The following is a 12,698-nucleotide window of genomic DNA, read 5'->3' on the forward strand; positions in this document are numbered from 1 at the left end:
CCCGCAATCGCGCCGGGCAGCATGAGCAGAGGAAGATGCAAGTCGAAGTGAGCCAAGACCACTCGCGTGTCGTGCCAGATCGCACGGTACAGAATGCACCCCGCGGTGGCCGGATGCTTGGGAACACGTTAACTACCCTAGGCAGGTCTCAAGACGCACTGCGGAGGGTCCCATGTTGTATGAAACCAGTCTCGACCGTTTCACCGAAGCGCAGGACGGGATCTGGGCGGATGCCATGGCCGAGATCGACGCGGGTATGAAGCAGAGCCACTGGATGTGGTTCATCTATCCACAGTTGCGGGGCCTTGGATACTCTCATCGGGCCACTTACTTCGGGATCGCGGATGCGGAGGAGGCCAGTCGCTACCTTGCGCACGAATTGCTCGGGGCGCGGCTGAACGATGCCTTCGGACGCCTGTTGCCCCATGTCGGACGCGCGCCCCAGAAAATCTTCGGGGACGTGGACGCCTGCAAACTCCAGTCCAGTGCGACCCTATTTTCCACGGTTGCAACGAACCCCGCCCCATTTGACGCGGTGCTGGACGGTTTCTTCGACGGCGCGCGATGCCGGGAAACACTCAGAAGATTGGAGCGATCCCCCGACATGGACAACGGCTTGCCCGCCGGACCAGCAGGGGACATACCGGTCCCATGACAAACACCCTTCTCACGCTTGGTCACGGCTACTCCGCAAGGGCCCTGGTCGAGCATCTTCGCTCTGGCGACTGGCACTTCATCGGGACCACCCGTGCGGTGCGGGAAGCCGGCGCGGGGCAGGACGGCGTAGACCTGCGCATCTGGCCGGGATCAGACCTGACGGACGCGATATTGTCCGCCAGCCATATCCTGATATCCGCCGCCCCGAGCGATTCCGGCGACCCGTTTCTGGCCGAGCTATCCGACACTTTGTCTCGCGCTAGGCCTGACTGGCTGGGCTATCTCTCGACCACCGGAGTCTATGGTGACCACGACGGCGGCTGGGTCGATGAAGCGACCCCGTTGACGCCGACCACACGCAGGGGAAAGCAACGTGTGCTGGCGGAAAGCCAGTGGAGGGCATTCTCCGACCAGCATGGCATTCCGCTCCATGTTTTTCGTCTGGCGGGAATCTACGGACCCGGCCGGGGTCCGTTCGCCAAGGTTCGAGCGGGAACAGCGCGCAGGATCATCAAGCCCGGGCAGGTCTTCTCCCGGATCCATGTCGAAGACATCGCCCAGATACTCGCCGCGTCAATACGACACCCGTCGCCGGGGGGCGTCTACAATGTCTGTGATGATCTGGCCGCCCCGCCGGAGGATGTCATAGCGCACGCGGCAAACCTGCTTGGTATGCCCGTTCCAGACGCCGAAGCCTTTGAGGCTGCCGACATGACCCCGATGGCAAGAAGCTTCTATGCCGAAAGCAAACGTGTGCGGAACGACCGGATCAAACAGGAACTTGGCGTCAGGCTTCGCTTCCCCGACTACAGGAGCGGACTGGCCGACCTGGTGGCCAGGGCACACGCGAAGTAGGAGGTGGCGACGCAGGCAAAAAAGCCGGCCTCAGAAGTAACCTTCGACCAGTGCGCGCGAGATCAGCAACCAACCGTCCGCTATCGCGAAGAAGGCAAGCTTGAACGGCAGCGAAACCATAGCCGGGGGAACCATCATCATTCCCATCGACATGAGGATCGCGGCCACAACAAGGTCGATGATCAGGAACGGGATGAAGACGAGGAACCCGATTTCAAACGCCCGTGAGATCTCGCCAAGCAGGAAGGCGGGGATCAGGACTGAGTTCGGTGGTTCGGAAACGTCGATTTCCCGTGCGGCCGTGTCCAGTCGTAGCTGAAACATGTCGCCAAGCGTCTCTGGATCCACGCGAGCCATCATGAACTCCCGGAATGGCCCCATGATCCCGCGAAGAGCTTCGTCGATTTCGACGGTCCCTTCGACTGCCGGTCCCAGCCCGTCATTCCAGGCCTGAAGGAAAACCGGGTCCATGACGTAGTAGGTCAGCACCAGTGCCACCGAGATGATCAGCATATTGGGCGGAGACTGCTGCAAGCCGATTGCCTGCCTCAGAATGGACAGGACGGTCACGATGAATGGAAAGCTGGTGGCCATGATCAGGAGGCCTGGAGCGAAACCGATCAATCCCACCAGGAAGAAGATCTGAAGGCTGTTGGCCGTCAGTGAGCCGGACTCTCCGAAGCTCAGTTCAATATCCTGCGCCACACCCGGCCCGACACTGGCCAGCACGACAAACGCCGCCGCCAGGAGTAGCGGGCACTGGCGCCGCGCCACCGCCCACATCAGGTCAATTCCCGTCCAGGGTCAGCGATTTCGAGGATGCGGACAGCCAATTGACCGCCTCCGGCATCCTGTTCCACCAGTTCGCCACGAGCAATCAGGCGGTCCCCGACAAACAGCTCCACTGGATCCTCGACCTTCCTGTCGAGTTGGAGCACCGCGTGTTGCTCCATCCGGAGCAATTCGCCAATCCGTGGGCGCGCCCGCCCGACGGAGACGATGACCTCCACCGGAACCTGCGAAAACGGCGTGTCCTTGGGCGCATCGGTGTCAGGCATGTTGCATCTCCCCTGCTGTGGGTTCTCGGGATTGCTCAAAGAAGGCTGTCATCGACGCGGACAGTTCTTCCAAGGTCGAATCCAGGTCGATCTTTCGTTCCGACTCTCCGATCCGGAGGAATGCCTGCCCCGCCCCAAGAGAGGCCTCCGCCGCGATGGTAGCCGGCAGGTCGGTACGATCCTGTATGAGGGCTTCGATAACTTCGATGTTGTCCGGCGACACGACGATCTCCAGCGTGACGTCGGACAGACCTTCGGCATTGCTCGCGATTTGCGACAGGACCGTTTCTCCCAGCATGTCGCGAATGCTACCGGGCAGCACACTGTCCACGACGCCGCGCAGCAAACCTTCCAGTTCCGACAGTATTGCGGATCGCGCCTCGTGATACGTGAAGGACAGCGCCTGGAGGTTTCCTGCGAGTTCCGAAGATATTCGCGCCTGTTCCTCAGAGTGGGCGTTTGCAGCATCTTCCCATCCCGCCCTGTATCCGGAATCAAACGACTTCAGCTTTTCATCCTCAATATCGACGTCCACCCGGGTAGGGACCGCTTCTTCCCGGAAGGCGTTGTCAAAGCACTCGAGTTTGATCGGACGCCCCATGTCACGCCTTCTCCTTGTCGTCTTCCATCCAGCTTCGCAGGACCTCCACGGTTTCCGACTGGCGCTCTTCGATCATCTGCCTCAGTCGGGCGACGGGATCATCGGACTGCATGGGCAGGCTCGGCAGAAGGTCGAGATCCTTCGCCATGCCGCCAGACATGTCCCCGGCAACGTTGAGCGGTGGAAGGGCACCCGGCTCAGCAACATCACCGGTGGGGCCGGGCGAGGTTTCGGCTCCGGTTTCCGGGGGAGATATCTCAAGGACGTTCTGAGGTTTCGGGCGGTTCAGGATCGGTCGCACGACGAACAGGCCGAGGATGAGGACCACGACGGCCAGGATCCCGACCTGGATGATCGCCATTGGATCGAGACGGTTGGCGATGGAGGATACAGGGATAGACGCCGACGTTTCGAAAGCGCGAAACTCCATGGATTTGATCGTGATTTGATCGCCTCGCGTCTCGTCGAGCCCGATTGCCGCCCCAACGAGTTCCTGCAATGCGCCAAGTTCCTCCTCGGATCGGGGAACAATTGTCGTTTCCCCATCCGCGCCAATCTCCTCTGCCCCGTTCACGAGCACGGCAACGGTCAGTCGCTTGATCGCTCCGGGCGACTTCAGGACCTCGCGCGTCGTTTCGGAAACCTCATAATTGATGCGCTCCCGATTCTCCGAGGACTTGGTCGAGTTGCTGCTTCCGTCGCCCGCGGCGTCGCCATCGGGAAGGTTGCTGGCCACCGTGACGGCACCTGACTGGCTTCCGTTGCTGCTGCTGGACGTCGTTGTGGTATCGGAGCTGATCGCGACGCGACTGTCGGGATCGTACCGGCGTTCAACAATCGACTCCCTTTCGGTCACGGTTTCCAGACTCAACTCGACAACGGCATTGCCCGGACCGACATGTGCCTCCAGCAGTCGAATGATATTGCTCTTGAGTTCCGCGGCCTGGTTTCTTCCGACGCCGGGAGCCGTGTCAACCGAGCCAAGGACCAGTCCCGTATCGCCATCAATTACGGAGACCTCGGATGGTTTGAGTCCGGATACCGCGGACGCAACCAGAAAACGAATGGCGCGGCCCTGGGCTGCGGTCACATCGCCAGCAGCGGACGACAGAAGCACGGATGCAGTTGGAGTGGTTCCACGCCGGAACCCGCGCGTCGTCTGGTTGGAGATATGTACGCGAGCCGAACGAATCTGGGGGCTGGTCATGATGGTTCGGGCCAGCTCGCCTTCCTTGGCGCGCCAATAGGCTGCATCGAACATCTGCGATGTCGTGCCGAACCCGGACAACCCGTCCAGAAGTTCGTATCCGGCGTTGCCGTTCGCCGGCAGACCCTGCCCTGCCAGCACCATTCGGAGTTCGTCGCGGGCGGAAGACTCGACATAGATGGAATCGCCGCGAACATCATACTGCACGCCACTCTGCTCTAGCGCGGCAACGACATCTCCGGCGGCGCCTCTTTCAAGGCCGGAATACAGAAGCGTCATGCTCTTCGATGTTGCGACCTGCGATAGAATCACAAGGGCCGCCAGCATCCCGACGAGGCCCGCCAGCAACATCGCCCGCCTCTTGGCGTCCAATGCCTGCCATTTCTCTAGAGCGTTCTGCACCCGCAACCTCCGTGTCGCGCCTTCTGGCCACGGTGCATCCTTGATCGATCTCGCTTAACAACCGGTTAGCCGAAAACGATCTTCTTGACGGCTTGCATGGGACACACCGGGCAGGCCGTCAAATTACACGCAACATGTCTGGGTTAGGGCAGAGAACACCGGTGCGAACATGCCCGTTGCGCGCGGTATTCACCCGCGCGTCAGCAAATCGACTGCGCACCTCTGCTCCTGAACGCCTGCGGCGGCTAGAAGCATCGCCGCCAGAGCACCGGCCCATTTCAAGGAACGAAGGCGCTTCTACGCGCTACTTCTTCCGCCGGGGCGCGGCATGTCCGCCCTGCCCGGCCTTGCCGCCCTTGCCAGAGGTCATTTGGGCGCGGGCCTTGTTTTTCTTGCTGGAAGGCTTGCCAACAGGCGGCGGTGGCCCTTTCGGTTTCTTGCGCGAAACTCCGGGCGATGCCGCGCCGGAGTCGGAAGTCGCATTTGGCGGCTGTGCCTTGCCCCCCGCCCCTGCACGTGACGCTTTGTGCCTTGGCTTGCGCTCCGATATCTCGTCCCGGTCACCATATCGCTTCGACGTTGGCGCCTTCTCTTCCGATCCGCGCCTTGCGTCGTAGTCGGGTTTTCCAACTCCGGGCCGCTTCGGAGAACGCGGCTTGGGCCCGCGTGGCCCCTTCGGCTTGCCGGGGCCCGTTGGCTTGGCGAAGGCGGGCGCGGCATCGAGTTGGCTGACCTGGACCCCTGTTTCAGCGGTCATTTCGGGACCCAAAGCCTCGACGAACGGGCCTGCGCTTGCCTCGGCGATCTCGACAAAGGTCTGATCGGGCTGGATACGGATCGCGCCGATCTCTCCCTTTGTGATCCCGCCCGCCTTGCACAGCATCGGCAGGATGCGCCGCGGATCGGCACCTTGTGTCCGACCGAGCGACAGCGAAAACCAGACGCTCGGGCCAAACTCCCGCCGCGGTTTCGGGGCGGTGTCCACTTCGGCGATCTCCTCCGGTGCAGAGTGCTGCGCGCGGTAGAGGTCGAGGAATGCATGTGCAATCTGCTCTGCGGAGAAACGCTCCACCAGCTTTCCGACCACGTCCGGCTCGGAGGAATCGACCCGGTCGGTCCAGATCGGATCGGCCAGCAATCGCTCCTCGTCGCGGGCCTTCACGGCATCCGCAGAGGGAGCCCCCCCCCACTCTGCCTTGATCTTCGCCGCGCCCAGAAGGCGTTCGGCCTTCTTGCGGAACTTGGGCTGCACCACCAGCGCGCTGACGCCCTTGCGCCCCGCCCGCCCGGTCCGTCCCGAGCGATGCAACAGCGTCTCGTGGTTCGAGGGCAATTGCGCATGAACCACCAGGTCGAGGTTCGGCAGATCGATGCCACGCGCGGCGACATCGGTCGCGACGCAAACCCGCGCCCGTCCGTCCCGCATCGCCTGCAATGCATGGGACCGTTCGGTTTGGGACAACTCGCCAGACAGGGCGACGACCTGGAAGCCCCGGTTCGACAGCCGTGTGGTCAGACGGTTCACCATCTCCCGCGTGTTGCAGAACACGATGGCATTCGGCGCTTCGTGGAACCGAAGGGTGTTGATCACGCCTGCCTCGGCGTCGCGGTCAGCCACCAGCATGGCGCGATACTCGATATCCGCATGCTGCGCTGTCTCGGACCGTGTGACAATGCGAACCGCGTCCTTCTGGTAGCTGCGCGCGAGGTGCTCGATCTGGGCCGGGACTGTAGCCGAGAAAAGCAAGGTCTGACGACTTTCGGGAGCTTCATCGAGGATGAATTCCAGATCTTCGCGAAACCCGAGATCGAGCATCTCGTCCGCCTCGTCCAGAACGACGGATCGCACCGCGCCCAAATCAATCGACCCGCGCATGATGTGGTCGCGAAGACGTCCGGGCGTTGCAACCACGACATGGGCCCCGCGTGCCAGCGCCCGGCGCTCGTCCCGCATGTCCATGCCACCAACGCAGGAGGCCACTTGAGCACCCGCCTTGGCATAAAGCCAACTGAGTTCCCGGCGCACTTGCAGGGCAAGCTCCCGCGTCGGCGCAATGACCAATGCCAGCGGTGCACCCGCTGCGCCGAATGCCTCGTCGTTGCGCAACAGGGTGGGCGCGATTGCCAGACCGAAGCCAAGCGTCTTGCCAGAACCGGTCTGTGCGGAGACCAGCAGGTCAGCGCCTTCGAGTTCCGGCTTGGACACTGCCTCCTGAACGGGGGTTAATTTCGTATAGCCGCGCTCCTGGAGCGCGTCGGCGAGGGCTTGTTTCACGTGACTTCTTTCGTCTTGAATTGGTTGCCCAACGCGAAGCTGCGCCACGGGCAAAGAGTGTTCTGCAAGGCACGGAAACGTCTTCAGCGGTTTTTGGCGAAGCGCTGTCCGCGTCTTTGCCACCCATGATCGCTGTACTGATTTGCGCCCAAGATGCGGGACCTATCCATTCCGGACGCCCTTTTCAATCAAATTGCGCACGGCACATACGCGCGCGCTGTGGCAACAGCGCCGCTGTCCATGTTTGCCCGTCCGGCCCCACTATGTCGCCTGTGGGCAAATGGAAGACAGCAAGCTGGCATTCAGGAGAGTACATGACCGGTGAACGGCAGTTGCAGGTTTTCTCGAGAACTCTGTGTCACCCGCGTTCACGAATCGGCGAGGGCCGCATGGCCGGGAGCGAAAATCGGGCGCAACACCGACGGGCAAAGTCGGGCAGGATCGCAAATCGAATGAATGTCTCGCCGGTTTCCACCATCGCCCTTGCCCGGTGGAGCGGATTGCGGGCAAAGCAAGCCTTGTCAGAAAGCGCACCGCCCCGCGCACTCCCGGTGAACGATCTGTCACGCGCCTGCGCCATTTCCATCCATGCTCGAATGGGGATATCTGCTTGCCCATGAAACAGAATCTGCCAAAGCTGCCGCCGGAGGATCTCGCCAAGCTGGACTTCTGGCAGTTGCGCGGTCTCTATGCCCGCCTGATGATGAGTGGAGTGCGCACGCGGGTGGAACGCGACCAGCTTTCGGACGTCATGCAACGTCTGGATGACCTCTACGGACCGGCCTGGCGGGTTGGTCGGGAGCCGGTCCTACACTAGCCCGACGCCCCAACCGCACCCGTTTCTGCGCGAATTGATCCCGCAATCGCCCCATCGGGGGTAACCCGGAATTGAACTGGCCAGAAAACCTCCCGGGGGTACCATCGTACTGCGGGGCTCAAGCGGTATTTCCGTCAGTTGGATATGGCGAGCCCGTCTGTCGCGGGGAGCGCCTTCTGTGGACGTCCCCCGAACGCATTTGCGATCACGATATGCGTGCTGTCCGGCCCGACACCCCGCCAAAAGCGAAAAAAGGAATTTGCCAACCTGGCGAGTATCGCAGAGCGATGCAGAGCGTCGGGACAATTGCCCGGATCCGGGCGTGAAGGAGATTTCGCAATGCCAGCGCCGCGACGGGCCAGAGAGGGAATCGCCGTTCCCGCCATTCTCGAATTCAGCGACAATTCGGGCACGACAAACGACAACCTGACCAACGACACCACACCCACGCTCAGCGGCACCAGCGCCCCCAGTGTCGAAGTGCGCATCCTTTCCGGGAGCGTCTTGCTGGGCGTCACGAGGTCGGACGAGGCTGGGAACTGGACGTTCACGACCTCCGCGCTTCCGGACGGTCTCTATGGTTTCAGGGCCGAGACCGGACAAGGCGCTGACCGACGCACATCGGACCCATTCGAGGTCGAGATCGATACCGGCACGTCGGTGCCCGAGATCACTTCCGCCGATGAGGTGCCCGACGGTGGGCTGGAACTTGTCGGCACCGCCGAGGCTGGGACCCGTATTGGAATCTTCGATGACCGCGCGCCGATCGGAACCACAATGGCGCATGAAGGGCACTGGAGCTTCGTGGTTGGGGGCGATGCCGTGAACTATACGGTGGTCGCCACGGACCTCGCCGGCAATTCGGCCTATGGAACGTTCAGCCTCACAAGCCTTTTGCAGGGGTCAAGCCCTGGCGGCGACACGCCCCCCGAACCGATCCCGCCCCACACGGTGGGTGGCACCAGCAGCACAGCGTCATTCCGCGAGGCCGCCCCGGATGGAGATGGTGGCGCACCGACGCCCCCGGACGCTGACAGTCAAACCGACGGTGACACGGCGGACGCTACCGGTTCGACGCAAGACGGCCCGGCGAGCTTCGCAATTACCCCCACCGCAGCCATCCCTGACGCTCCCCCTGCGGCCAAAGCGGCCAACGCGACCGGGGCCACGCCGACGGTATTCGAAACCCGTGTGGCAAGCAGCAGCGACGACGCAGAGGAGCGCCAGAGTAAGGGCAGGGTCACCCTCGACAGCTCCGACCTTGAAATGACGCAGGACGGCAGCAAGGAACAAACCGTCGGCATCCGTTTCACCGGCATAGACATTCCCCAAGGGGCAATCATAACCAGTGCCTATATCCAGTTTCAGACCGACGAAGTGGATACCGGCCCCGTATCTCTCACGATCAGAGGCGATGACAGCGATGACGCCGCGGTTTTCACCAACACCAACTGGAACATTTCCTCGCGCGCGAACACCGACGCCGCAGTGGCATGGACTCCGGCCGACTGGCTGACGAAGGGCGAGGCCGGTGCCGACCAGCGGACACCTGATCTGGCAGCGATCATTCAGGAAATCGTTAACCGGGGCGGCTGGACCGCGCTCAATGACCTTGCGTTCATCATCACTGGCAGCGGTTCCCGAACTGCTGAGGCTTTCGACGGCGAAGCCGAAGGCGCCCCGCTTCTGCATGTCGAATGGCTGTCCGGCGGGCCCGAGCCGACGATCACCACACCCGCCGCTGTCTCCGTTGCCGAGAACCAGACAGCCGTGCTCGACATCGAGGCGAATGACAACGAGGACAGCGAAGGCGCGGGACTGACCTACAGCATCAGCGGTGGGGCCGACTCAGGCGCGTTCACGATCGATCCGTCGAACGGCGTTCTCAGCTTCACCAGTGCCCCGAGCTACGAAACTCCCACCGATGCCAACGGCGACAACGACTATCTCGTGCAGGTGACGGTGACCGATTCCGACGGGTTGACCGACGTGCAGGACATAACTGTTACCGTGATTGATCAGGGCGAGCCGCCGGTGCTTGACCTCAAAGGCCCGTCGACCGGAACCGGCAACGCGGTGACGTATCTCGAAAACGCTCCCGCCGTCGCGGTGGCTCCCGCCAGCGTCACCATAACCGACGAGGATGACACCCACCTCACGCGGGCTGTCATCTCTTTGAGCAATCCCCAGCCGGGAGACACGCTGGACGTGAACACCGGCAGCCTGCCCGCTGGCATCGGGGTCGATCCGGCCTCCACCGCGTCGCAGGTCATCCTGACCGGATCAGCCACGCTGGCCGATTATGAAGCGGCGCTTCAGCAGGTCCTGTTCCGCAACACCAGCGACACGCCTGGCAACGTCAGCCGGACAATCGACGTCACGGTCGAGGACGGGGTGCAGATCTCCAACACTGCACAGACCACGGTCTCCATCGACCGCGCTCCCGACCCGGTCGACGACAACGAGACCACCCCCGTCGACACCGCTGTCGTCACCGCCAACGTCCTGGCCAATGACGATCCGGGCGACGGCCCCGCCAGCATATCGACTTTCGACACCCTGAGCGTGGAAGGGGGCACGGTCGCCCACAACGGGGATGGCACGTTTACCTACACGCCACCCACGGGGCTGATCGGGATTGACAGCTTCACCTACACGGCCGCTGACAGCGATGGCGACCTTGGTATCGGGACGGTCACGATAACCGTGGGCGACAGAACGCCATTTGTCTTCGAATCCCGGATTTTGACCAGCAGCGACGACGCGGAAGAGCGTGGAAGCTCCGACCGAATGTCGCTTTCCAGCTCCGACCTCGAAATGTCCTATGACCGCACCAAGGAGCAGACGGTCGGCCTCCGCTTCACCGGGATCGACATTCCCAAAGGCGCGATCATCACCGATGCCCACATCCAGTTCCAGGCCGACGAAGTGGATACCGGTCCCGTTTCACTCACCATCCGGGGGGAGGACACCGACGACGCAGCGACCTTTACCAGCACCGCGCAGAACATTTTCTCGCGCGTGCGCACGGACGCCTCGGTGGAATGGACTCCGGCAGACTGGACAGTGGTCGGAGAGGCCGGCCCGGATCAGCAGACACCGAACCTCGCGGCGATAGTTCAGGAGATCGTCAACCGGTCCGGCTGGTCGTCGCTCAATGACATGGTGTTCATGATCAGCGGCACCGGAACCCGGACGGCAGAGGCCTTTGACGGCGACGAAGATGGCGCCGCGCTGCTGCATGTCGAGTGGGTTCCCGCCGGGCCGGTGACGGACCCGGTATCATTCAATACGCCGCCGGACTCGGATCCGGGAATGAACCAGATCGGTGAACTGGCCGCTGCCGGAGCAGCGGTCGGGATCACGGCAGACGCCGACGACCCGGACCCCGGACACACGGTCACATTCAGCATCGACGATCCGCGTTTCACCATTCATCCCACGACCGGGGTCATCACACGGTCGGGCACGGGTACGCTCGATGCCGTGACCGAACCCTTTGTGACGCTCAGCGTGAGGGCAGATTCGTCGGATTTCAGCAGCGCGGTCGAAACCTTCGTTCTCGCTGTGCAGGACGACCCGGAACCGGTCGCATTCGACACTCCCGCGGATTCGAACCCAACTGCCGACAGGATCGCCGAGGCCGCTGTCGCCGGAACCTCGGTCGGGATCACCGCATCCGCGTCCGACCCAGATCCCGGCGATTCCGTCAGCTACAGCATCGACGATGCCCGCTTCACCATCGACGCCACGACCGGTGTCATCACACGGTCAGGCTCCGGGACACTGAACGCCCTGAGCGAGCCATCCATCACGTTGTCGGTCACCGCGACATCCACCGACGGCAGCATCACCAGCGAGACTTTCGGGCTCAGCGTCGTGGGTGAGTTGCTGCCCACCGGGCTCGGATTGGTCAATTCTGTCGATGCGTCCCTGTGGTCGCCGCCTGCACCGGACACATCCGGGATTGTCTTCATCGAGCACCTGGGATCGCTTCTTGTTTCGGATGGCGAAGTCAACGAGATCCCAACGCTCTTTACCGGAGACAACCTTTTCCGGATCGACCTTGACGGCACGCTTCAGGAAACGCTCACGACCATAGGGTTTTCCGACGAACCAGCCGGGATCACATACAACCCGACCAACCGGCACCTCTTCATTTCGGACGATTCCGGGCCACGCGGCATCTACGAACTCGATCCCGGGCCCGATGGCAACTACGACACTGTCGACGACAGCGTGACGTACTTCTCGACGGGTGCCTTTGGCAGCACCGACCCGGAGGGGTTGGCCTACGATACCTCGCGCGATGTCCTCTATATCGTGGACGGGGTCGGCTCCAGGATCTATACGCTGGATCCCGGCACGAACGGTGTCTTCGATGGCGTGTCCTCCGAAGGCGGGGACGATATCGTGTTCAGCTTCGACAGTGAACCACTTGGAATCTCGGACCCCGAAGGCATCGCATACGATCCGGTTTTCGATGCGCTCTACGTGACGGCCTCAGACGATTCCGTGGCCATGATCACGACCACCGGGGAGCTTCTGGCGACGTTCGACACTTCGGCGGCCAATGTAGAGAACTCGGCCGGATTGACCCTCGGGCCGAGCAGCGGGAACGCAAGCCAGCGGAGCCTGTACATGGTTGCCCGCGGCGAGGACAACGATTCCGTGCCCGACGAAAACGACGGCGTGGTGTACGAGTTCGAGCTGTTGTTCGACGATCCCCTGCTGGCCTGACAGCCCTACGGGCACCAGAGGAGACAACGAGCCGACCACGGGCAATCCGGATCGGCGCTGGCAGCAAGCCACGTGGCGACGTGGTG

Annotated in this window: 9 protein-coding genes; 4 read left to right on the forward strand and 5 right to left on the reverse strand. The window is 62.4% G+C overall.

Annotated features, from left to right (window positions below; all coding sequences use genetic code 11):
• Positions 1 to 172 precede the first annotated feature (172 nt).
• On the forward strand, positions 173 to 655 hold the full coding sequence (locus CLV78_RS10615) for a DUF1810 domain-containing protein (protein ID WP_106204779.1): 483 nt from the start codon (positions 173 to 175) through the stop codon (positions 653 to 655).
• Positions 652 to 1,512 carry an SDR family oxidoreductase gene (locus CLV78_RS10620; RefSeq protein ID WP_106204780.1) on the forward strand — a complete coding sequence of 287 codons (861 nt, stop codon included), beginning with the start codon at positions 652 to 654 and terminating at the stop codon, positions 1,510 to 1,512. Before CLV78_RS10615 ends, CLV78_RS10620 begins: the two co-directional genes overlap by 4 nt.
• A 30-nt stretch (positions 1,513 to 1,542) precedes the next feature.
• Here the strand turns inward: CLV78_RS10620 and fliP are convergent, their stop codons facing one another.
• From fliP to CLV78_RS10645, 5 genes are all read right to left on the reverse strand, one after another.
• Positions 1,543 to 2,295 carry a flagellar type III secretion system pore protein FliP gene (fliP, locus tag CLV78_RS10625; protein ID WP_106204781.1) on the reverse strand — a complete coding sequence of 251 codons (753 nt, stop codon included), beginning with the start codon at positions 2,293 to 2,295 and terminating at the stop codon, positions 1,543 to 1,545.
• Complete coding sequence (locus CLV78_RS10630) at positions 2,295 to 2,570, reverse strand: FliM/FliN family flagellar motor switch protein (RefSeq protein WP_106204782.1); 276 nt, start codon at positions 2,568 to 2,570, stop codon at positions 2,295 to 2,297. The genes fliP and CLV78_RS10630 overlap by 1 nt, the downstream gene beginning before the upstream one ends.
• Entirely contained in the window at positions 2,563 to 3,171 is a 609-nt protein-coding gene (locus CLV78_RS10635; RefSeq protein ID WP_106204783.1) for a FliH/SctL family protein, read from the reverse strand. Before CLV78_RS10635 ends, CLV78_RS10630 begins: the two co-directional genes overlap by 8 nt.
• A 1-nt stretch (position 3,172) precedes the next feature.
• Positions 3,173 to 4,729: a flagellar basal-body MS-ring/collar protein FliF gene (gene fliF, locus CLV78_RS10640; protein WP_245924979.1), complete on the reverse strand. Its 1,557-nt coding sequence runs from the start codon at positions 4,727 to 4,729 to the stop codon at positions 3,173 to 3,175.
• Between the two features lie 355 nt (positions 4,730 to 5,084).
• Positions 5,085 to 7,055, reverse strand: coding sequence for a DEAD/DEAH box helicase (locus CLV78_RS10645; RefSeq protein WP_106204785.1), 1,971 nt, complete (start codon positions 7,053 to 7,055; stop codon positions 5,085 to 5,087).
• Between the two features lie 616 nt (positions 7,056 to 7,671).
• Between CLV78_RS10645 and CLV78_RS10650 the strand changes: the two genes are divergently transcribed.
• On the forward strand, positions 7,672 to 7,872 hold the full coding sequence (locus tag CLV78_RS10650; RefSeq protein WP_106204786.1) for a hypothetical protein: 201 nt from the start codon (positions 7,672 to 7,674) through the stop codon (positions 7,870 to 7,872).
• A gap of 339 nt (positions 7,873 to 8,211) precedes the next feature.
• Positions 8,212 to 12,612 carry a cadherin domain-containing protein gene (locus CLV78_RS23875; protein ID WP_211300978.1) on the forward strand — a complete coding sequence of 1,467 codons (4,401 nt, stop codon included), beginning with the start codon at positions 8,212 to 8,214 and terminating at the stop codon, positions 12,610 to 12,612.
• Positions 12,613 to 12,698 lie beyond the last annotated feature (86 nt).

Source organism: Aliiruegeria haliotis (assembly GCF_003003255.1).
Taxonomy (GTDB): domain Bacteria; phylum Pseudomonadota; class Alphaproteobacteria; order Rhodobacterales; family Rhodobacteraceae; genus Tropicimonas; species Tropicimonas haliotis.

Coding starts and splice junctions, on each gene's coding strand:
- CLV78_RS10615 (WP_106204779.1), top strand. CDS start 173: ATGTTGTATGAAACCAGTCTCGACCGTTTCACCGAAGCGCAGGACGGG.
- CLV78_RS10620 (WP_106204780.1), top strand. CDS start 652: ATGACAAACACCCTTCTCACGCTTGGTCACGGCTACTCCGCAAGGGCC.
- fliP (WP_106204781.1), bottom strand. CDS start 2,295: ATGTGGGCGGTGGCGCGGCGCCAGTGCCCGCTACTCCTGGCGGCGGCG.
- CLV78_RS10630 (WP_106204782.1), bottom strand. CDS start 2,570: ATGCCTGACACCGATGCGCCCAAGGACACGCCGTTTTCGCAGGTTCCG.
- CLV78_RS10635 (WP_106204783.1), bottom strand. CDS start 3,171: ATGGGGCGTCCGATCAAACTCGAGTGCTTTGACAACGCCTTCCGGGAA.
- fliF (WP_245924979.1), bottom strand. CDS start 4,729: ATGTTGCTGGCGGGCCTCGTCGGGATGCTGGCGGCCCTTGTGATTCTA.
- CLV78_RS10650 (WP_106204786.1), top strand. CDS start 7,672: ATGAAACAGAATCTGCCAAAGCTGCCGCCGGAGGATCTCGCCAAGCTG.
- CLV78_RS23875 (WP_211300978.1), top strand. CDS start 8,212: ATGCCAGCGCCGCGACGGGCCAGAGAGGGAATCGCCGTTCCCGCCATT.